Here is a 21036-nt window from a genome sequence, read left to right as displayed (position 1 = left end):
TGCACTTTTGCACTTTCCCCAATAGATGAACCCTGCCATTCTAGTCCGCTCATCCCCCATGCTCTTCAACTCCTAAGAAGCAAAAAACCACCGCAAAACAACCCCAAGCCCCTCTTTACGAGAAGAGTCTCGAGTTGTCTCACAGTGGTTAGTCTCCGGCAGGTTCGCTACCAAGTGCCAAGCACCTTAATTATGTATATGTTGATGTACGAGCGGTTAGTTATCCGTTTCTTGTACCGAACTTCTTTTCCAAATCCTCATCAAAAACGAATACCGACATGCCTACATCCTGCTCAATATCGATATCGACGAAAAGTTGAAGGAACTTCGAGCCAAGCAGCGCTTCCATCTCTACAGGCGGATGATCCTTGTAGATCTCTTTGACCATTTCTGTGCGTGCCGTGCGGAGCATTTGCCTGCCATCGCCCGTCTTCGCCATAAACTTCTCTACTGGGGAAAGGTTCCCTGCCATTTCACAGATCGCCCAGCTTTTGCAGAAGGTCGTCGTTACGCGTTCCGGCCCTTTACCCATATGCCTTTTGCGATACGCCTTCACCAGGTTACTGAATTCGGCCTCCATGCGATTCATCGGCCCAGCCACCTTTATGTTTACGTTTACAAGCTTGTCCTCTTCATCATAGCAAGAAAGCCAATAGCTGACAATACTTTAGAGCACATCCTTGATCCGCCTTAGTCCTGCCTCTATTCCTCATCTTCCCATTTACGCGAGTAAGCCTTCTTCGTTATCCACATCGTCAGACCAATAACAATAACAATGGCAATAATACTCCCAATGACCGCACCAACCACCTGTAACACTCCCCCTTTTATGTGCTGCTGCTGTGCATACCTCTCATTGCATCAAAAGTCATCTAACCAGACAGTGCTGTCTTCAACAATTCAGCGACAGAAGGTGACCTCGCCTCTGTTAAAACAAATCTAACTGCCTCGGTGCAAGCCCCTCGTAGTCCAAGCCTAGCATGCTCATCAATGTTTTCGCATTCCCTGCTGCATGTCCACCAGAGTTGTTGTTGAAAATGATACAAACCTCACGCGTCTGCTCTTCCAAACGGAGCAGCCTCACCTTCCACTCCAACAATTCCTGCGGATTGTAGTCGTACAGATACCGCACATCGCGCCAGTTGGCCTCGTTGGTCTGCACCCATCCCCCGACGTTGCGTCCGTGGAAGCGAACCATCGTCATGCCCGGATGCGTAGCCTCCATGACGATCGGAACGGATCCAATTCCCGCTTGCGGCTCGTCGCAGATGCTATGCATCCAGCCCTCCTGCTTCATGAAGGCCAGTGTCTTGTCTCGCATGTCCTCCGTGAACCAGCTCTGGTGGCGGAACTCCAGTGCGAGCGGCACATCGCCCATTCTCGCCTTCGCCTCCCGAATGACATCCACGTTCGCTTTGTTGCACGCAAACCAAGGGGGGTACTGAAACAACACTGCCTTCAGCTTCCCCGCTTCCTGAACGGGACGGATCGACTGCAGGAACGCCTCGAACATCTGGTCAGCACCGCCTGCAAAAGGATTTTCTCCCCGAAGATGTCCTGTCATTCCTTGGTAGGCCTTAATTATGAAGCCAAAATTTGCGGGTGTCTCTTGGACCCATTTCGCATAGTTGCGTTCTGGTTGAACCGCGTAAAATGAGGTATCTACCTCCACAATCGGGAAATGCGCACCGTACGTCGTCAGCTTCCCTCTGCTCCCGCCCAAATCATGGTCACCCCAGCCCGCTAAGCCGATATTGATCAATGCTATCACCCCGTGCTCAATCGCTTTGTCTAACGTATTCGTTCATCTATCATAACATCCTCCTCCGCCATACCAAAAACAATAAGCGTTCATCCTATGGTTCATTTAGAAAAAACGCGTCTCCTCCTCTAAGAAGGGACGCGCTTTCTCATCTTGCTATTAGGATTCATTTACAGCCAGCCAATGGCCAGGGGTCACTTCGACGAACCGCGACCGCTCCAGCCCGTACGGATCCTGTATAGTCGGATCTATGAGCGGCACGAACGTCTTGCGAGACTCCACCGCTGGATCAGGAACTGGGATAGCTGCAAGCAGTGACTTCGTATACGCGTGCATCGGGTTCGCATACAGCTCTTCGCTCTCCGCCAACTCGACGATTTTACCCTTGTACATCACCGCTACTCGATCGCTGATATGCTTGACCATCGAAAGGTCGTGAGCGATAAATAGGTACGTCAATCCCAGCCTCTGTTGCAGCTCCTCCAGCAGCTTGACGATCTGCGCCTGGATGGAAACGTCTAGCGCCGAAAGCGGCTCGTCGCAGACGATAAATTCCGGCTCCACTGCCAGTGTACGGGCGATTCCGATCCGTTGCCTCTGCCCGCCTGAGAACTCATGCGGGTAGCGCATGGCATGAGTTGCGCCCAGACCGACCATCTCAAGCAGTTCCTCAATCCGATGCTGCCGCTCTCCTTTGCTGCTCGTCATGCGATGGAGGTCCAGCGCCTCGCCGATAATGTCGGCAACGCGCATACGCGGGTTCAGGGAGGCATACGGATCCTGGAAGATCATCTGCATATAGCGTCGCATCGTCTTCATCTCCCTGCGGGATAACCGGTTCAGCGAGATACCCTTATACAACACCTCTCCGCCCGTTGCTTCGTTTAAGCGCAAGATGGTCCGACCTGTGGTGGACTTACCGCAACCAGATTCTCCTACAACGCCTAACGTCTCCCCGGCACGGATGTCAAAGCTGACATCGTTGACCGCTTTGATGATCTGGCCTTTGCCCAGATTGAAATGCTGTCTAAGCGACCGAACCTCCAGCAACGGGCGGTCGTCTGCCGAACGGGTGACAGCGGAAACCAGTTTAGGTTTCTTCTTTTCGTCAAGCCTTGGCAGTGCATTCAGTAGACGTACCGTGTAGGGATGCTTCGGTGCAGAGAAAATTTCTTCTGTCGTACCCGTCTCAACGACCTCGCCATCCTTCATGACGACGACCCGGTCGCACATGCCAGCTACGACACCTAGATCATGCGTTATCAGGATGATGGATGTGCCCAGCTTTCGCTGAATCTCCTTCATCTGGTTCAGAATTTGTGCCTGAATGGTCACGTCAAGGGAAGTGGTCGGCTCATCCGCAATAAGCAGCGACGGTCGACAAGCAAGCGCGATGGCAATCATCACTCGTTGACGCATACCGCCGGAAAACTCATGGGGATACTGATAGTAGCGAGCTTCGGGGTGGGGGATACCGACTAGCTTCAGCATCTCAATGGCTTCCCGTTGTGCTTCTTCCTTGCCAAGCCTCCGATGCTTGATCAGACTCTCCTCAATCTGCCGACCTATGCGCATGGTCGGGTTCAGTGAAGACATCGGATCCTGGAAAATCATACCGATATCGCGACCGCGAATCTGCTCCATCTCCATATCCGACTTATCGGCTAGGTTCTGCCCTTGGAAGAGAACCTCGCCGCCTTTCACCATCGAAGGAGGCGACGGTAATAACCGCATGATCGTACGTGCTGTAACACTTTTCCCGCTGCCAGATTCTCCTACGATTCCAAGCGTCTCGCCTTCGCGAACCGAGAAGCTTACGTTACGAACCGCTTCAACTTCCTTATCGCGAGCGTAGAAAGAGACAGACAATTGCTTCACTTCTAAAATTGATGTCATATAATCACCTTTGAGTTGGGATAAACTTGAAAAGAAAGTTCCTATCATTCGTAAATACATGTTAAAATATAAGTTAATTATATCGCAACGATAAAAAAATTATATAATTCAAATAAAATAAACTATTTTTCGACTTTCATTGACATTTTTAGCTACCACTCTTAAAATCTACTATATCGATCGGAATAATGCAATATAAACTGACCGACAAAGGAGCATACGAACTTGACCGGGCACACTACCGCTATGGATTCACCTCTAGTCGACCGACTCGGGAACATCTTTGTTAAAATGCTATTGCATCCTGCTTACCGCTTCTTGCTACTGCTGGCGGGATCCCCCTTGCATCTAGTTGTCTACTGTTTCTATCTATACAACAAGAAGATGAGTACGCACAAGACTGCGCTGGACAAGATAGAACAGCAATGGACATCCTCCGGATACCGAGATCGACTGTTCGAGGAGACCAAGGAACAACTTGAACGCAAGCACCGATTTTTCAATCAATCTATTACATCTGAGAAGCTTGATCGCGAAGCTAACCGGATTACAGCGATCAAATTCAGGGAAGCATTACTAAGTCAGCTTGAGGCTGAACAGGATGGGAACAGCAAGTCGCAGGTCACCTATGCCGATACATTTACCCAGTTGATTCGGCATCCTGCGTTTCTGGTTATATCCGTTATTCCCGGCGTTCTCATGTACTTAATTATGTTCATTTATAGCAACGCCTATTTGAAATATATTACGGAACGACTTGTGATGACCGTTTTCGTCATTTTTGGCGTCGCTTTTCTCGTCTTTACCATTCTCTATCTGTCACCCATGAATCCTGCCGCCAACATCATTGGTGAAACGGCTACAGCTGAGCAGATTGCTAAGTTTGACAAGCTTTACGGACTTGATCAGCCTTATCTGATTCAGCTTTGGAATACGTTCAGAGGAATATTGACATTCGATCTAGGCAAGTCGTTCGCAGGCAGCGAAGACGTAACCACCTCTATCGCCGCGAAGTTTCCCGTGACGCTGACGCTTACCGTCATCTCCACGATCGCAGCGGTATTGATCGCTCTGCCGATCGGATTAATATCCGCCACTCGGCCGAATTCTTTCTTTGACTATACGTTTATGCTGATTGCTTTAATTGGATTGTCGATCCCTAACTTCTGGCAAGGACTTGTCCTCATCCTGAATTTCTCGATCAAGCTCCATTGGCTGCCCGCTACGTATAATCCGCAGAATGCCTTGACAATGATCATGCCGATTGTCGTGTTGGGAACAGGTCTTACGGCGGCAGTCGCCCGGATGACGCGCTCTTCCACGCTGGAGGTCATCCACGAGGATTATATTACAACAGCACGGGCCAAAGGGCTGTCCCGCAGACAGGTGCTATGGAAACACGCCGTGGGTAATGCGCTAATCCCGATTATTACCGTTATCGGACTTCAGTTCGGCGCGATGCTCGGAGGTGCGGCTGTCACGGAGAAGGTTTTCAATATTAACGGGATTGGAAGCTATATCGTGGACAAGCAGTTTATCCCCGATATTCCTAGCATTATGGGTGGTGTCGTCTATACGGCCATCACGATCTCTATCGTCAATGTCGTCATCGACATTTTATACGCCTTTTTCGATCCAAGAATCCGTTCCAAAATGAAACAATACTAGCAGGTGACCAACGTGACCAAACCGATACTTACTAAACAGGACATTCATTTCAGATTACGTACATGTTCCGAATACGGGCAGGCCAGCTTTGCTGGAATCGCCTCCTTGATCTTGGCACTGGTACTGCTGATCAACAGCTTTGATGGCGCACATCTGGCTGTGAATTCAGCCGTCTTTGCTGCATGTGTCTCCTATTTGGTCTTCGCTCTGCTTCAACTAGGGACAATGGCTTTGATCCGCCGAGATCTGCTCAAGCATGGCGAGCTGCGCCGCACCACTCGCTGGATGGGCTACGTGCTGTTGCTTAGCTTGCTGACTGCTAATATTTTCATCGTTACGTCAGCCTTTCAACTCATCAAGCGCAAGAAGAGCGCAGCCTACACACTTTCTGTCTACGCACTGTTGACCACCGTGTTCGTGTTCGCAGTGTCTGCGTTAAACGTCTTCAAGCCTTATGTATCCAACTTTTTCGTACCTGGCATGTCCCTTATCTTAATCGCAGGCGCTATTCAGTTACTTAGCCTGCTTCTGATCTCCCGATATGCAGATGATCAACGTCCGCCTAAGTGGTTGTGGCTAGTGGCTGTCCTATTGCTGGCAACCTCTTTAACTGGCAATCTGTTCGCTTTGGCACTTGGGATCCTGTTGATGTCCAGACTCAAGACCAAGCAAGGTTCGTCCGGCACGAAATTGAATGAGGTTGTCGACCGACTCTCTCGCAGTTCCACTTCCATGTTGGGCCTATGGTTCATCGGATTCCTGCTGGCTATCTCGTTGTGCAGCTACTTTACATTCGACTACGGGATGGCGATTGAGAATAATTACGGAGCTATCCTGCAATCGCCAAGCCTAGCTTATCCCCTTGGCACGGACAACTTCGGCCGATGCCTGTTCTCTCGGATCGTATTCGGTGCTCGTATATCGCTCTTCGTCGGTATCCTCTCGACATTGATCCCTGTGATCGTCGGTGGCTCACTCGGAGCGATATCCGGCTATTATGGACGTAATACAGACAATCTCATTATGCGAGCGCTCGATATCTTGTACGCGATCCCAGGCATTCTACTAGCCATTGCTATTATCGCGGCATTCGGCGCCAACACGGTCAATCTCATTCTCGCGCTGAGCATCGGGGCCATCCCAACGTATGCTCGGACCATGCGAGCCAACGTGATGCTCGTCTCTACGCTTGAGTATGTGCAAGCGGCTCGTGCTTTCGGTGCAGGAGATCTGATCATTCTGCTCAGACATATCATACCGAACTCCATTGCGCCGATGATTGTTAAGTCTACATTGACCGTCGGAGGGGCCATCATCTCGACAAGCAGCTTAAGCTACCTCGGACTTGGTGTCGAGCCGCATATCCCCGAGTGGGGTAATATTCTGAAGGTGGGTAGTTCCTACCTTGAGACTCATGCCTATACAGCAGTCTATCCCGGCTTGGCGATCATCGCGCTGGTGCTGTCCTTCAACTTCCTTGGAGACGGACTACGCGACGCGCTTGATCCCAAGCTTGACTAAACACACTATCTTTCTTCTTGGAATATTCATTCTTACTCCATGGACCTCTTTGTTACACTTGAAGGAATATGGAATGAATGTGCGTTCATAACACTTAACTACACTAGGAGGACAAAAGCTATGATTAAGAAAAGTAAGGTCGTCATCCCTGTCATTCTCGGCGTCTCTATGATGCTAAGTGGATGCAATTTAGCAACCAAGGATGACGCTGCTGCGTCACCAACACCATCGCCAGGAGCAGCTATTGTCAACACTACCCCTGTCGATATCGAGCTATTGGGTATGAGCGCAAACGAAACAGACCTTAACATCGTTCGTGACCAGCTCACAAAGAACGGTTTTAACGTTAAATTGAACATCCAACCGGATTACGGTACGTTCAAAGCCCAGCAAGATGCAGGTAACTTCGACGCTGCGTTATCCAGCTGGACCACTGTAACCGGCAACCCTGACTATGCGGTACGTTCCCTCTTCAAAACGGGTGGTGACTACAGCATTATGTCCGATCCAGAGATCGACAAGTTGATTGATCAAGCCTCTGCGCAGACAGCAGAACAGTTTACCGAAACTTATAAGAAATTCGAACAGCAGTTAGTCCTTGATAAGGCCTACATCGCACCACTCTACAACTCACTTAAAGCGCAAGCGTTTAATCAAGATGTTCTAAAGAAAGAGTCCGTACGTCTCTCGAAGTCACGCTCCCTTCCTTGGGAAGATCTAGACTTCAAGGATGCCGCCAAACGTGCGAAAGACCCGATCATTCTGCAATCCACGCTTCCTTCATTGACATCACTCGATCCGATCAAAGGTAATGACGGTTCGATCAATATTATCAACACGAACATGTACGTACGTCTACTCAACTTGACGGATGACGACAAGCTAACAGCTGAAGGTTCACTCTCACACAACTTTGCGATTGCCGATGGCAATTCTGACTACTACTTCTTACTTCGTGACGATATCAACTTTGCGCAGATCAAGAACAAGCTAGCGGCTGACTCTGGTGAACGCGTTGGTGCTGAAGATGTTGTTTTCTCGCTAAATCGCGCCAAGAACAAGAATTCAGTGCCAAATCACCGTACGTTTACATTGCATGAGCATATTAAAAATGTTGAACTCGTGACCGACCCTGCCGTACTTGAATCGGTTAAATTATCAGGCAGCTCCGACACAATCAAATCGAGTTTAGAAAAAGGTCTTGGCTCCAAAATCTCTTCACTGGTTTCTGATAAGACGAAAGCAAGCAATAAAGAAGGCAAATATCAGGTTGTTAAGCTGACAACTACGGAACCGTTCCCGCAAGTATTGAACTATTTAGCTCATCAATCGGCAGGTATCGTCTCCAAGAAGCAAGTTGAAAGCATCAATACGTACGATGTAGCCAAATATGACGTAAATAAAGACGTCGCCTACGGCGACCAAGCAACAATTACCGAGGGTGCTAAATACAACAATACGTTGGCAACAAGCGGACCTTATATTCTTTCCTACAAGAATGATTATGAGGCTGTCTTCTACAAAAACCCAGGATATATGAAGGGGACGAAATACGAGCCCAAAGTCGACTCAATCAAAATCCGCTTCATCAAAGATGCTGAAGCTTCCCTATCAGCGCTCAGAAGCGGTGAGATTCACCTGTACTACGGTGTGTCCGAAGTTAAGTTCGACGTCGTCAAAGCCGATACCAAGCTTTCGCTCCAAACAATCCCTAGTAACGCTGTGTCCTATCTCTTGTTCAACACTAAGAACCGCGAGATTGCTAAGAGCGCTGACTTGAGAAAAGCCGTTCTGCACTCCATCAATCAAGACGAATTCCTTGCATACTACAAAAACAATAAGTTCAAAGCCATATCGACGTTAAGCCCGCTTGTCAAAACGGGACTAGACGTTAAAGCAGACCCAGCTAAAGTGAAGGATTTCTTGAGCAAGTATAACTCCAGCAAAGCCAGCAAATAGCTCGACTGCCGAACATGCTAAGAAGACTGCCTCATCGTCGATATGACGATAGGGCAGTCTCTTTCATACAAAGCCATACGCACAGATAGGAGCGAACCAAATGCCAACTCCCGAATCCAACCCAGTTAAACTGTCGCAATGGGATGCTCTCATCCTAGAATCACTCAACGCCAAAGGATGGTCCGCAGACGAGCTGCTGCAGCGGGTCCAAGCTGGCCAGCTTCCGGTCGATGAAAGTAAGTTCCAATTTGACTATGCGCGCTTAACCGAGCTTGCGAGTAACGATCTCGCTGCGTTCGAGCAAGCAGTCCGTCACGGCTACCAGATCAAATACAATACTATTCGCGGTATCGCCGGCTGGATAAGCATCGTGTTCGAACAGGAGCCTGAGTTGATCCTGGAGCTCGGTCACGAATCCGTCGTCGCCAAGCTTACGCTGGAAGAACATAAACGCCTGACTGCAGTACTCTCCTATGGGTGGGTAGTACGCGGCGCGCATACAGCTACACCTGAAGCGAGTTCGACATATGTCATCGAGCCTCTCGTCCGCGGTTGATGTCATACAATAGTTACTTTCTTGTTCCACGATGTTACTCATGACTTTCTCTTTACAACACCCTAAGGAGCAGGGTATAGTTACGATATATACGGATTGACCCGGAGGAGCCTGCCAACAGCGGGCTCCTTTTGTCTTTTTTAGGGGATAACGGGTCGTTTATTACACATAACTCAGGACAATTCTGGAAATCCTGAAATAAAGTCAATGGGGGCAGATGAAGTGGAGTTACAAGCTTATTGGGCTATCGGCATCTTTTTACTTATTTATGGCATTATCATATCCGAAAAAATTCACCGCACCATTATTGCCATGATTGGCGCCGTGCTTATGATTGTTTTTGGTATCGTTAGCCAAGAAACAGCCTTGCATCACATCGATTTCAACACACTGGGCCTCCTCATCGGGATGATGATTATCGTGGGCATTACAGCGGAGACGGGACTCTTCAAATATGTCGCTGTGAAGGCAGCGAAGCTCGCCAAGGGGCAGCCGCGAAGGATTCTAATCGCGCTGGTGATCATCACAGCGGTCTGTTCCGCCTTTTTGGATAATGTGACGACGGTACTTCTTATGGTCCCTGTCACCCTGAGTATTACGAGGCAGCTTCGCGTGAATCCTTTTCCATTCCTTTTCACACAAATCCTTGCCTCCAATGTTGGGGGAACTGCCACGCTGATTGGCGATCCGCCCAATATTATGATCGGCAGCGCAGTGAAAGAGCTCACGTTCATGGCGTTCATTAACAATTTGGCACCTATTGCGATCATTATCATGCTGGCCTATATCCCTTTGTTCCTGCTTATATTTGGGAAACAAATCAAGTCTACCCCCGAGCTGCAACAGAGTATTATGGAGATGGATGAGCACGCAATGCTGACGGACCGTAAGCTTCTCTGGAAATGCCTCATCGTGCTAGCCCTCACTATTCTAGGCTTCTTCCTGCATCAGAGCTTGCATTTGGAATCGGCTACAGTTGCCCTAAGCGGCGCGTTTCTACTCCTTCTCCTGACAGGGGAGCATATGTTGGAGTCTGCTTTTGCTAGTATCGAGTGGCCTACGATCTTCTTCTTTGTTGGTCTGTTCGTACTCGTATCTGGCCTTGTTGAAACAGGCGTGATTACCCAATTAGCCGAGCATGCGATTGAATTAACAGGTGGCAACGAGTTCGCGACATCCATGCTTATTCTCTGGCTGAGCGCGATTGCATCGGCTTTCCTTGATAACATTCCTTTCGTTGCTACGATGATTCCACTGATTCAAGAAATGGGCAATATGGGCGTTACCAACCTAGAACCGCTCTGGTGGAGTCTGGCCTTAGGCGCTTGTTTGGGTGGGAATGGTACATTGATTGGGGCTAGCGCGAACTTGATTGTAGCCGGCTTGGCTGGCAAAGAGGGCCATCCCATCTCCTTCGTCAAATATTTGAAATATGGCTTCCCGCTAATGCTCCTGTCGATTGTGCTTTCCAGTTTGTACATTTACTTCAGGTATTTGATGTGAAAATGGGGAGGTTGTCGCTTTGCTAACATATACATTTGACGAAAATGCGATCGAAATCACAGAAACTGCCAACGGACCGGATGTGGAATTCCATATTCACGTTCTCGGGGATGCTGCCATGGATCAAAGAGTGAAAGACATCCAACATGATTTCGAACATAATACCGTGCTTACGGATGTGTTGTTCTATGCCTTTCATAATCATCACTATCAATTCATTGTTCGCCAGGATTACTACGAGGCCTTTATCCTATCCCTAATGAAGCACCGACTTTTGACCAGTGTTACCTGGGTGTAGCTGCGTCCGTTAAGCTGTATGCACAATGGGAACACGTGGGCAAGAACGAGAGGAGGAACTGATATGATGCACTACTGGCTCATCTTGCTTGCCATCGCGGTCGCCATTGCGTATTTGGCTGATAAAACGAAGCAACCTTATCCAACGCTGCTCGTTATAGCTGGCTTGCTTCTTGGACTCCTTCCCATTCCAGCCATGGATAAGCTCAAGGATTACATCTCATCCGATCACGTTTTCCAAACAACGGTTATCCTGATCTTCTTGTCAGCCCTCATTGGGGATGCGGCAATTAAGCTGCATTTCCACGAGGTGAAGGAGAATAAACGTCCTATCCTACTACTCTCCCTGCTAGGTACGCTGATTACCTTTGTTCTTGTAGCGTTGCTCTGCTCCGTTTTCTTGGGTCTCTCTTTGCAAAAAGCACTCGTATTCGGCGCCTTGATGGCCGCTACCGATCCCGTTTCCGTGCTCAGTATTTTCAAATCGCTAGGGCTCAATTCGAAGCTTTCCACGATCGTGGAAGGCGAAAGCTTAGCCAATGACGGTGTCGCCGTCGTCTTATTCAAAATCGCGCTAATCACCACGGTGCTCAGCATGTCCAGTCTCATGGATGGCACGCTGATGTTTGCCAAAGTAGTGCTAGGCGGCATGCTGATCGGGATTGCCGGCGGCTTCCTAGCTTCCAGAATCACCTCGCGCATCGATAACTACCTCGTCGAAATTGGCCTTTCCATTGTGTTGTTCTATGGTGTGTTCGAAATCGCCGAGATGTTCCATTTATCCGGTGTGATCGCAGTCGTTTTTGCTGGGCTGTTACTAGGTACCTACGGCAAAAACATCGGCATGTCCGACACCACACTAGAGAAAATGGACTCCTTTTGGGAGGTCATCGCCTTTATTGGTAATGCCCTTATTTTCCTCATGGTCGGCCTGGAAATATCGAACATCGACTTTACGGACAAATGGCTTGAGATCGGCGGCAGTATCATCATCGTCCTCCTAGCCAGATTCATCGCCGTCTATGTCAGTCTGGCCATGGATCGCGACATGCCCCAAGCGTGGAAGCCTATCATTGCCTGGGGCGGACTCAAGGGTTCGCTGTCGATTGCCCTCCTGCTGGGCGTGTCCCCAACATTCGAGGGGCGTGACTTGCTGCTCGCCATGACCTTCAGTAATGTCGTATTCTCGCTGCTAGTTCAAGGGACGACCTTGAGTCGGTTGGTTGCGCTTTTGAAGGTGAAGTGAGTTATCCAGAGCAAAAAGAGCCAAGAGGCCGTAATACGCCCTCCTGGCTCTTCTCCTATTTCCCCGTCAACCGCCCATACGTTTCCTTATCACAAATCACGAACAATCTAGCTCCTTGCGGGATCTTCTCTTGAAGCCTTTTGTTAATATTCAGATGCTCACCATCTGAGATCAGTGTGGCACCCTTTTGCAGCAAATCCTGAAATGCATCATGGAACGTCACCCACTTGGCCTGTGTAGGAATCTCGTAAAGGTCCTCGCCATTCGGCGTACGCGTCATCAGCTGCGTTAGAATCTTCGAGCTGCCCGGATTGAATGCAGAGCGTACTGCGAGCTGGGAAATGGTCTCACTGCCAAAGATGAATTCATCAATGCGAATATGCTGGAAGTTGGGCAGATTGAGCTTATCACGGATCTCCACAATCGTGTACACGTGATTAAAGTTGCGTTCGACAGTCGTGGCGACAAGCAGTGTTTTACCATCAACGAAGGCGGGATCTCGAATGGTGTGCTGGAACTGCGTCACCTCATCCGCAAAGATGAAAACCGCTCTAGCCTTCGACGTATTCGCCATGTCGAGTGTCGACACGAGCTGCGGGTTGCCAAGCACATAATGCACGCGTTCATGCTGTATTGGCGATTTTTCCCGTGTATCTATGAGTACAACCTCCACGAGGGGGTCTGAGTTCAGAATTTCCTTGATCGCATTCTCTGCATGCTGACTCCAATCAATAATGACAAAATGGTCCGTTCCTGAAAACTTCAATTTCCCTTCCTCCTTCATGCGCTGGAATACGAACAAGGCGTCCACGACTTTACTAATCGTAATCGAAATAAGTCCGATACCGAAGATATAGACGACCATACCTAACCATTTGCCTGCGACCGTATGGGGATAAAAGTCGCCATAGCCGACAGTCGTAACCGTGGTCATCACCCACCATAAGCCGTTAAATCGGGTCTCGAAGGTGCTCGGCTCAAGTTCATACGCTAAGAGGGAGCTCCCCCCAATGAACACAATAGCTATGCCAAAAACAAAAAGATTATTCCACCTTATCACACGCAATAGGAATTTCGAGAAGAAAAGCATGGTGACCTCCCCACAGGGTATCCCCCTATTATTTACCAATATTATTATTGTAGCATATCAATTGTAGCGCTTATATATGAGGGAATTACAAATTGCCTTGGAAGCGGAAAATCCCCAGCACCGAAATGGCACCAGGGTTTCCTTATTCTCTTCACATTTCGGCTTGTGTGGCAGCTTATTTCGCAGCTTTCTTCGCCCATTTGGCTTGCAACGCGCTCTCAATCTCTGCGTAAATCTGCTCGGTTGTTTTACCATCCGTGGCAATACCTAATTTGGCTGCTCTTTTGCTCACAGCCTCGGATTTCTTCGCCTCTTTCGCTGCTTTCTTAGCCTCTTTGGCAGCTTTCAGCGCTGCATGAATTTCCTTCGCCGTTTTGCCCTCTGTCGCGATATCCGCTTCAGTGGCTTTCGCTTGCAGCTTCGTCAAAGCGGCCGCCTTCAGAGCTGCTTTCAGCTCCTTGTTCGTCAAACCATCCGCGCTCACGCCGAGCTTCGTTGCTTTTTCCTGCAGCTTCACGGTAACAGCAGCTTTGATCTCCGTTTTGAGCTGCTCCGCTGTCTTGTCATCTGTGGAGATACCCAATTTAGCTGCCACAGCATTCAAATGCTCGGTTTGTTTTGCCGTGGATGCCGATTTCAGCTCAGCCTTAATCTCCTTATTCGTTTTACTGTCTGTCGATATGCCAAAAGCTTGCGCTTTTTCTAGTAGTAGCTGCTTCATAGGATGAAATTTGCTTGTGGAAGACGCTGTTGTATCTCCTTTGGCGAAAGCCGCCACCGGAACGGAACATACAATTGCACCTACCAACACGATTCCTGCTAACTTCTTCAACATGTAATCACTCCTCGATTCGTTTATGGATTGTTTCCCTCTACCCTACGAATCCTATCTTATCTCATAGTTATGTCATAAGTTTGTCATGTGAGGACATTTATGCGATTGGCAAAAAGATTTTGAAAACCGTCCCAGCCCCCAGCTGAGACTCTACCCGAATCGTGCCACCGTGTGCCTCGATGATATGTTTACAAATCGTTAAACCCAGCCCCGCGCCGGAGAGATTGCGGCTTTCGTCCGCTTTGTAGAACCGATCAAAAAGGTGCGGCAGCTTCTCCGGTGCGATACCTTGCCCATGATCCCATACCTCGATCCAACGCTCCTGCCTGACCGCCTTCACCCGAATCCCTGCTTGCGAGCCCTCCGGAATGTGATTAATCGCATTATCCAGTAGGTTGATGAATACCTGCCTGAGTCGGTCCGCGTCAGCCCGCACGGTATACGGCCCCTCCGCATCCGCACTCAGCTCTATCTCTTTCGCTTTTGCTTTCATCGTGAGCTGTGTCACGACGAGTCCTATAAGCTCAGGAACATCAACCACGCCTAGATTTAGCTTTACTTGTTTTTCCTCGAAAGAGGACAACTCCAACAAATCTTCGACGAGACGATTCAGTCGAAGTGTCTCCTGGAGAGAGATGTCGATGAATTCCTTCGCATCCTGGGGCTCAACTACCCCATCGGTGATTCCCTGCAAGGAGGCGCGAATCGTCGTCAGCGGGGTCCGCAGCTCATGGGAAATTTCAGAGAGGAACCGCTTGCGGCCTTCTTCGACCTTTTGCAGCTTGCCGGCCATTCGGTTGAGCGAACCTGATAACGAGGCGATTTCATCTTTTCCACGCACAGGTACCCTGCCGCTAAAATCCCCGAGTGCCAGCGCCTCAGCCGTCTTACTCATCTGCTGTAAAGGCTTCACAAAATGCCGTGAAACGAAGTAAAGAAGTGCAATAGCCAGTAGGGCAACAACAAGCGCTGAGGCATAAATGGCTCGGTTAATTTCCCGGATCGTACCTTGGATGTTAACAATCGGCGTATATAAGAAAATGGCGCCAACCACGCGATTGTCCTGTAGGACAGGACGACCCACAATGAGCATTTTGACCGTGCTATTCTGCGTGAAGTTGCTCTTCACCGTCACTGGATTACCATTCAGCACTTTCTCAACCCAACCTAGTCTTGCAGGATTCTCACCCACGGCCTGGATTTTATCTAAGGTCGCTTTGGGATGCCGAATCACGGAAACACGTACATTCGACGTTCGCTCAATGGCACTAATTTGCTTGCGAAAATCCTTCTGAGCCGTCGAATTATCGAACAAATCCTTGGCCATCTCCTCCACTTGCTCCACCTTCTCCAGAAGAAGCTTCTCGCTCCGTTCATACGTCTTCTGTTTCATCGTGTAGCCGATCGTGCTCGAAATCGCTAGAATCGACACCACCGTAATGGCTATATACATAAATAAGAGCTTGCGATAAAAGGAATTCAGCATGTGCCAGGCCCCTCAAACTTGTAGCCCACGCCCCATACCGTGCGGATGCTCCAGTCTTCCTTCCGCTGTGTGTGCGCCGAAAGCTTTTCTCTTAACCGTTTAATATAGAGATCAACGACACGGTCCTCGCCCTCGAAATCCCACCCCCAGATCTTCGTAATCAGATCCTCGCGGGTGAACACTTGATTCGGATTCCGCACGAAAAACAGCAGCAGCTCGTACTCTTTCTTTGGTAAAGACACAACCTGCCCTTCAACCGTTACTTCATGGCCCTGGCTGTCTATGCGCAAACTGCCGATTTCATATACGTTTGCCGCAGGCACAACTTGGGTGCGAAGCCCCGTCCGACGAAGGATCGACGTAACACGAGCGACCAGTTCATTCGGGTCAAAAGGCTTCACTAGGTAGTCATCAGCCCCCATCTGCAAGCCCTCAACGCGCTCATCCACATGGCCTCTCGCCGTCAGCATCAGAATTGGCACATCGCTCTGCGCACGGATATTCTGACAGACCGACCAACCGTCGCGCTTCGGCAGCATAATGTCCAACACGATGAAATCGGGCTTCAGCTCCTTGAACTTCATGAGCGCCTGCTCCCCATCGTTCGCGGTTGCTACCTCGTAGCCGTTCTTCTCCAGATACAGCTTCGTGATTTTACATATATTCAAATCGTCATCCACAACTAATACCGTTGTCATGCGAGGTCACGCTCCCTAATTAATACAGTGATCTTCTTATTCTACTGGATAATTGTGAAGGAAAAATTTATTATTCTGCGCAATCTAGTAGTTATCACCTGATCCAAATACACATTTTTAATAGAATAGGGAAATCTTCCTATCGGGCATAGCCAATCTTGCATTTACTATATCTAGATAGAAACGGGAGGAGGTGATATTATCATGGCTGCTAAACTTCTTCCTACTAGAGTAGATAAAGGCCAAGGCAAAGCTTTGCATCGTATGCCCGCTTCCCTTAAACCCACACAAAGACTAACTCGCTTTACTGTCCTCTGGGTGAACAATGCAGGTGTTCCTTTCACTACAGCAGGCTTTACTTGCGAAGCGCGTACCCTCGGTGGCACTCGTCTAGCTGTGGTGCGATTCGACAACTTTGGAACAGCCGTATTTAGAAGCATCTTTACACCCACGACACGTACCCTTGTTATCCGTACCTTCGATGTTGATGGCGTTTTGTTCCGTACACGTACGGTTCCGTCTGGGGTATCTGCATTTGCTATTATTGGTTAATTGCTAGAGAAACAGGGCTGTCCTCGAGGCATGAGAGTGCTGGGGATAGCTTTTTTAGTTAATATAGAGAATTTGCAAGCCTTTATAGCTTGTTTTACGCTTGAATCTATCTTCTGTCCTTGCATGAATGAATATGGATTTGTCATTATCCCAATAGGCTATAAAGTCATCATTCGAAACGAATATATTGCCGCTCTGGTTTTTTAGATCTGTATTAGCTTTAATAACCGAAAGATGATAGCTGTAATCTGTGGTAGCTCCACAATCTCTTCTAAACACGACTAGTTTATACTTACCATCTGGCTGGTTATGTTCAGAAATGATATCATTTGCGCACATTCCAGATAGCAGGTTATTAGCCCCAAAGAATAACATACCTAAGCCTACACCCAGAATTAGTCCTGTTGCGATTACAGCAATGGCTACTGCTTTAACTCCTACTCTGATACGATTCCTTTTGTCAGGTTCTTCTTCTGACCAATCCATGGGTTGATCCATTCGAATCTCCTGTCTTAGAATTATTTATATTCATTTTTCCATGCCTAAACTATTCGTGAAGTGCTGACACTATCCTGCTCATGTACTGCTTCTAAAAGCCTACCAATCCTATTTCGGCGGAAAATTTATAAGCTATCTCTACATTTAGAGAGCGAGAAAAATGCAAATGTGCATCCTTTTCCCGCCAGTCTCCTGCGCAGCCGTGAACGCCTGCAAAAATACATCTTTTCCCCCCGAATACTCCGATTCCGGGAAATTTCGCCCCAAATAAATGCATATTTGCATCAACCCTGCCTTTTTCACGCAAAAAGCCCCACAAAGCCTGCACTTTTGCAGGTTTTGTGGGGCTTGAATTAAGACAACCTCCTAGCATCAACTAGGAGGTCAATCAATCTATAAAAGCGTTCGTTACACCACGAACGAGCTTTTCAACGACACGATCAAGTTGAATACCAGATGTTCAGGTGTGGTGTACTTCGGATCCACGTTGAAGTAGCCGTGGCGGAAGAACTGGAACTTGTCATGCGGGTTCGCGCTCTTCATGTTGTCTTCGACGAAACCTTGCACGATTTGCATCGAGTTCGGATTTACCTTATCTAGGAAAGATGCCTCTTCTTCACCTTCCGCGTCATCCAAAATCAACGGCTCATACAAGCGGAACTCCGCTGGTACCGCGCTCTTGGCGTCCACCCAGTGGATGGTTCCTTTGACTTTGCGGCCGGTGAAGCCGCTGCCGCTCTTCGTCTCCACATCATAAGTACAATGCAACTCAACCACATTGCCGTCGGCATCCTTGATGAAGTCGTTGCATTTGATGAAGTAGGCGTTTTTCAAACGCACTTCATTGCCGGGAAATAAGCGGAAATACTTAGCCGGCGGATTTTCCATGAAATCGTCTTGCTCGATGTAGATCTCGCGGGAGAACGGAATCATGCGATTGCCCATTTCCGGGTTCTCTGAATTGTTCTCCGCTTCCAACATCTCCACGCCATCCTCTGGATAGTTGGTGATAACCACTTTGAGCGGATTCAGCACACCCATGGTACGCATCGCTTTCAGCTTCAAATCCTCGCGGACGAAGTGATCCAGCATGCGTGTATCAACGACACTGCCTCCGCCACCTTTGGACACCCCAAGCTCACGGACAAAATTACGAATCGATTCTGCTGTCAGGCCTCTACGGCGCAGACCCGAAATGGTCGGCATACGCGGATCATCCCAACCATCAACAACGTTCTCGTCGACAAGTTGTTTCAGCTTTCTTTTGCTCGTTACGGTATTCATTAGGCTAATACGAGCGAACTCATACTGCCTTGGCACGTTCGGCATCTCGCACTCACGAATGACCCAGTCGTAGAACGGGCGTTGATCCTCGAACTCACTCGAACATAACGAGTGCGTTACCCCTTCAATCGCATCTTCGAGTGGATGGGCATAAGTGTACATTGGATAGATGCACCACGTATCCCCTGTATTATGGTGATGGGCATGGAGAATGCGGTAGATGACAGGGTCTCTTAAATTAATATTTGGCGATGACATATCAATTTTTGCGCGCAGCACACGCTCACCGTCTTTGAATTCACCCCCACGCATACGCTCAAATAGGGACAAATTGTCCTCTATTGTGCGTTCACGATAAGGACTGTTAGAACCACCTTGTGTCAGCGTACCGCGCGTCTCACGTATTTCATCCGCTGATTGGTCGTCTACATAAGCCAGGCCTTTGCGAATCAAGACTAATGCTCGGTTATACATCTCTTCGAAATAGTCCGAAGCAAAGAAAAGTCCGTCCCATGTAAAACCGAGCCAAGCTACATCTGCTTTAATGGACTCTACATATTCAACATCTTCTTTGACCGGATTGGTGTCGTCAAATCGAAGATTCGTCAACCCATTGAAATCATCGGCGATTTCAAAGTTCGTGCATATGGCCTTCGCATGTCCTATATGAAGGTAACCGTTCGGCTCCGGGGGAAATCGGGTCACGACCTGACTGACTTTGCCTGATTTCAAATCTTCGTTTACAATGTTCTTAATGAAATTCGATATTGCGCTTACGTTCGTTTCCGCGTTTTTCGTTTCCATATGTGCCCAGCCTTTCTCCCACGGGTTAAAGTTTTATTTTCTATCATACACTAAATGGTACTCAAATATAAAGGAGCCAATGAGATGGAATCATTCGAGCATTACTTAGATCAATATGCAGAGCTTGCAATTCGCGTCGGATTGAATGTACAAAAGGATCAAACCGTCGTTATCACGACGCCAATCGCCTGCGCTGATTTCGTTCGCAAGCTGACGAAGAAGGCCTATGAGGCCGGTGCCAAAGACGTTGTCGTCGACTGGGACGATGATGAAGTGAAGGCGCTGCGTCTTAAACACGCTCCGGAGGATACCCTTCGCACCTACCCGATGTGGAGAGCCACAGGCTTAGAAGAAATGGCGAAAGAAGGAGCAGCTTTCCTGTCCATTTATGCGCCTAATTCGGATCTGCTCAAGGATGTAGCGCCAGAACGCGTCGCAATATCCAGTAAAACAGCGGCCACCGCGCGCGAAGGCTACCTTTCCTATATACGCAGCAACAAGGTTAACTGGTTGTTGGTTTCCTACCCGACAGCCGAATGGTCTGCTAAGGTATTCCCGAATTTGAGTGAGTCCGAGCGGATTACGCAGCTGTGGGAGCAAATTTTCAAGTTGACGCGTGTAGACAAACCGGATCCAGTTAACGCTTGGAAAGAGCATATCGGCACATTAACGGCGAAACAAAACCTGCTCAACAGCAAGAAGTTCAAGCAATTACACTTCCAAGCACCAGGCACAGACCTGTACATAGAGCTAGCACCAAAGCATCAATGGGTTGCCGCAGGCAGCGAGTCAGAGCGAGGCATATTCTTCGTGCCGAACATTCCGACCGAAGAAGTGTTCACAATGCCAGCTCGTAACGGTACGAACGGTACCGTTCGCAGCACCCTGCCGCTGAGCTACCAAGGTTCGTTAATCGATGGCTTCTCCCTGACCTTCAAGGATGGCCGCGTCGTCGAAGCGACAGCAGAAGTGGGGCAAGAAGTGCTGAACAACATGCTGAATATGGATGAAGGCGCTCGATATTTAGGCGAAGTGGCACTCGTGCCTTATGACTCACCGATTTCACAGTCAGGTCTCATCTACTACAACACACTCTTTGACGAAAATGCCTCCTGTCACGTCGCGCTCGGTAATTCCTACCCCTTCACCATTGAGGGTGGAACGACCATGAATGCCGAGGAGCTTGTCGCGAATGGCTATAACAAAAGCTTAATCCACGTGGATTTCATGATCGGCTCTGCGCAGATGGCGATTGACGGCATTCTAGCAGATGGTACGCGTGAGCCGCTATTCCGCAATGGGAACTGGGCTTAAGGCTCGGTCGAATGACTCTGCACAAAATGTAATAAGACCGCTCGCACTGGAGTTTTCTCCATGTACG

The 21036-nt window shown here is 48.7% G+C and carries 19 protein-coding genes; 9 read left to right on the top strand and 10 right to left on the bottom strand.

All coding sequences use genetic code 11. The annotated features are described in order from the left end of the window. Positions 1-220: 220 nt before the first annotated feature. The 3 genes from AC1DVJ_RS03215 to AC1DVJ_RS03205 all read right to left on the bottom strand — a co-directional run bounded on the left by AC1DVJ_RS03215 (position 221) and on the right by AC1DVJ_RS03205 (position 3658). Positions 221-589 carry a Na-translocating system protein MpsC family protein gene (locus tag AC1DVJ_RS03215; protein WP_477588297.1) on the bottom strand — a complete coding sequence of 123 codons (369 nt, stop codon included), beginning with the start codon at positions 587-589 and terminating at the stop codon, positions 221-223. A gap of 339 nt (positions 590-928) precedes the next feature. Continuing rightward, positions 929-1762, bottom strand: coding sequence for a DUF72 domain-containing protein (locus AC1DVJ_RS03210; RefSeq protein WP_477588494.1), 834 nt, complete (start codon positions 1760-1762; stop codon positions 929-931). A 159-nt stretch (positions 1763-1921) separates the two neighbouring features. Continuing rightward, a complete protein-coding gene (locus AC1DVJ_RS03205; RefSeq protein WP_477588493.1) occupies positions 1922-3658 on the bottom strand; it encodes an ABC transporter ATP-binding protein in 1737 nt (578 codons plus the stop codon). A gap of 225 nt (positions 3659-3883) precedes the next feature. On the opposite strand from AC1DVJ_RS03205, the gene AC1DVJ_RS03200 reads away from it, so the two are divergent. From AC1DVJ_RS03200 to AC1DVJ_RS03170, 7 genes are all read left to right on the top strand, one after another. Further along, a complete protein-coding gene (locus AC1DVJ_RS03200) occupies positions 3884-5326 on the top strand; it encodes an ABC transporter permease (protein ID WP_477588296.1) in 1443 nt (480 codons plus the stop codon). Between the two features lie 12 nt (positions 5327-5338). Further along, positions 5339-6847, top strand: a complete 1509-nt coding sequence (locus tag AC1DVJ_RS03195) for an ABC transporter permease (RefSeq protein WP_477588294.1) — start codon at positions 5339-5341, stop codon at positions 6845-6847. A 120-nt stretch (positions 6848-6967) separates the two neighbouring features. Next, the gene (locus AC1DVJ_RS03190) at positions 6968-8806 is read left to right on the top strand and encodes an ABC transporter substrate-binding protein (protein ID WP_477588293.1); all 1839 of its coding nucleotides are present in this window, start codon (positions 6968-6970) and stop codon (positions 8804-8806) included. A gap of 100 nt (positions 8807-8906) precedes the next feature. Further along, on the top strand, positions 8907-9362 hold the full coding sequence (locus tag AC1DVJ_RS03185) for a hypothetical protein (RefSeq protein ID WP_477588292.1): 456 nt from the start codon (positions 8907-8909) through the stop codon (positions 9360-9362). Between the two features lie 222 nt (positions 9363-9584). Then, positions 9585-10865 carry an ArsB/NhaD family transporter gene (locus AC1DVJ_RS03180; RefSeq protein ID WP_477588290.1) on the top strand — a complete coding sequence of 427 codons (1281 nt, stop codon included), beginning with the start codon at positions 9585-9587 and terminating at the stop codon, positions 10863-10865. 19 nt (positions 10866-10884) lie between these two features. Beyond that, entirely contained in the window at positions 10885-11163 is a 279-nt protein-coding gene (locus tag AC1DVJ_RS03175; protein ID WP_477588289.1) for a hypothetical protein, read from the top strand. Positions 11164-11226: 63 nt separating this feature from the next. Beyond that, positions 11227-12408, top strand: a complete 1182-nt coding sequence (locus AC1DVJ_RS03170; protein ID WP_477588287.1) for a cation:proton antiporter — start codon at positions 11227-11229, stop codon at positions 12406-12408. A gap of 55 nt (positions 12409-12463) precedes the next feature. Here AC1DVJ_RS03170 and AC1DVJ_RS03165 read toward each other — a convergent pair whose 3' ends face one another. The 4 genes from AC1DVJ_RS03165 to AC1DVJ_RS03150 form a co-directional block, all read right to left on the bottom strand. Next, positions 12464-13498 (bottom strand): potassium channel family protein, encoded by a 1035-nt coding sequence (locus tag AC1DVJ_RS03165; RefSeq protein ID WP_477588285.1) that lies wholly within the window; start codon positions 13496-13498, stop codon positions 12464-12466. A gap of 175 nt (positions 13499-13673) precedes the next feature. Beyond that, positions 13674-14333 (bottom strand): hypothetical protein, encoded by a 660-nt coding sequence (locus AC1DVJ_RS03160; RefSeq protein ID WP_477588283.1) that lies wholly within the window; start codon positions 14331-14333, stop codon positions 13674-13676. A gap of 97 nt (positions 14334-14430) precedes the next feature. Next, on the bottom strand, positions 14431-15819 hold the full coding sequence (locus AC1DVJ_RS03155) for a sensor histidine kinase (RefSeq protein ID WP_477588281.1): 1389 nt from the start codon (positions 15817-15819) through the stop codon (positions 14431-14433). Continuing rightward, positions 15813-16517, bottom strand: a complete 705-nt coding sequence (locus AC1DVJ_RS03150; protein WP_477588279.1) for a response regulator transcription factor — start codon at positions 16515-16517, stop codon at positions 15813-15815. The genes AC1DVJ_RS03155 and AC1DVJ_RS03150 overlap by 7 nt, the downstream gene beginning before the upstream one ends. Positions 16518-16721: 204 nt before the next feature. Between AC1DVJ_RS03150 and AC1DVJ_RS03145 the strand changes: the two genes are divergently transcribed. Next, entirely contained in the window at positions 16722-17069 is a 348-nt protein-coding gene (locus tag AC1DVJ_RS03145; RefSeq protein WP_477588278.1) for a hypothetical protein, read from the top strand. A gap of 54 nt (positions 17070-17123) precedes the next feature. On the opposite strand, the gene AC1DVJ_RS03140 is transcribed toward AC1DVJ_RS03145, so the two are convergent. The 3 genes from AC1DVJ_RS03140 to AC1DVJ_RS03130 form a co-directional block, all read right to left on the bottom strand. Beyond that, complete coding sequence (locus AC1DVJ_RS03140; RefSeq protein WP_477588277.1) at positions 17124-17567, bottom strand: DUF5412 family protein; 444 nt, start codon at positions 17565-17567, stop codon at positions 17124-17126. 91 nt (positions 17568-17658) lie between these two features. Next, positions 17659-17943, bottom strand: a complete 285-nt coding sequence (locus AC1DVJ_RS03135; protein ID WP_477588276.1) for a hypothetical protein — start codon at positions 17941-17943, stop codon at positions 17659-17661. Positions 17944-17975: 32 nt separating this feature from the next. Next, positions 17976-19655 carry a glutamine--tRNA ligase/YqeY domain fusion protein gene (locus AC1DVJ_RS03130; protein ID WP_477588275.1) on the bottom strand — a complete coding sequence of 560 codons (1680 nt, stop codon included), beginning with the start codon at positions 19653-19655 and terminating at the stop codon, positions 17976-17978. An 84-nt stretch (positions 19656-19739) separates the two neighbouring features. Between AC1DVJ_RS03130 and AC1DVJ_RS03125 the strand changes: the two genes are divergently transcribed. After that, positions 19740-20969 (top strand): aminopeptidase, encoded by a 1230-nt coding sequence (locus tag AC1DVJ_RS03125; RefSeq protein ID WP_477588273.1) that lies wholly within the window; start codon positions 19740-19742, stop codon positions 20967-20969. Positions 20970-21036 lie beyond the last annotated feature (67 nt).

Source organism: Paenibacillus sp. P4_A9, assembly GCF_056402415.1.
The sequence above is the reverse complement of the archived record's forward strand: the minus strand, read 5'-3'. Positions and strand labels throughout refer to the sequence as shown.

Excerpts from the sequence above, each read along its gene's own strand:
- AC1DVJ_RS03215 (WP_477588297.1), bottom strand. The coding sequence starts at position 589 with ATGAATCGCATGGAGGCCGAATTCAGTAACCTGGTGAAGGCGTATCGC.
- AC1DVJ_RS03205 (WP_477588493.1), bottom strand. The coding sequence starts at position 3,658 with ATGACATCAATTTTAGAAGTGAAGCAATTGTCTGTCTCTTTCTACGCT.
- AC1DVJ_RS03190 (WP_477588293.1), top strand. The coding sequence starts at position 6,968 with ATGATTAAGAAAAGTAAGGTCGTCATCCCTGTCATTCTCGGCGTCTCT.
- AC1DVJ_RS03185 (WP_477588292.1), top strand. The coding sequence starts at position 8,907 with ATGCCAACTCCCGAATCCAACCCAGTTAAACTGTCGCAATGGGATGCT.
- AC1DVJ_RS03170 (WP_477588287.1), top strand. The coding sequence starts at position 11,227 with ATGATGCACTACTGGCTCATCTTGCTTGCCATCGCGGTCGCCATTGCG.
- AC1DVJ_RS03165 (WP_477588285.1), bottom strand. The coding sequence starts at position 13,498 with ATGCTTTTCTTCTCGAAATTCCTATTGCGTGTGATAAGGTGGAATAAT.
- AC1DVJ_RS03160 (WP_477588283.1), bottom strand. The coding sequence starts at position 14,333 with ATGTTGAAGAAGTTAGCAGGAATCGTGTTGGTAGGTGCAATTGTATGT.
- AC1DVJ_RS03155 (WP_477588281.1), bottom strand. The coding sequence starts at position 15,819 with ATGCTGAATTCCTTTTATCGCAAGCTCTTATTTATGTATATAGCCATT.
- AC1DVJ_RS03150 (WP_477588279.1), bottom strand. The coding sequence starts at position 16,517 with ATGACAACGGTATTAGTTGTGGATGACGATTTGAATATATGTAAAATC.
- AC1DVJ_RS03145 (WP_477588278.1), top strand. The coding sequence starts at position 16,722 with ATGGCTGCTAAACTTCTTCCTACTAGAGTAGATAAAGGCCAAGGCAAA.
- AC1DVJ_RS03140 (WP_477588277.1), bottom strand. The coding sequence starts at position 17,567 with ATGGATCAACCCATGGATTGGTCAGAAGAAGAACCTGACAAAAGGAAT.
- AC1DVJ_RS03130 (WP_477588275.1), bottom strand. The coding sequence starts at position 19,655 with ATGGAAACGAAAAACGCGGAAACGAACGTAAGCGCAATATCGAATTTC.
- AC1DVJ_RS03125 (WP_477588273.1), top strand. The coding sequence starts at position 19,740 with ATGGAATCATTCGAGCATTACTTAGATCAATATGCAGAGCTTGCAATT.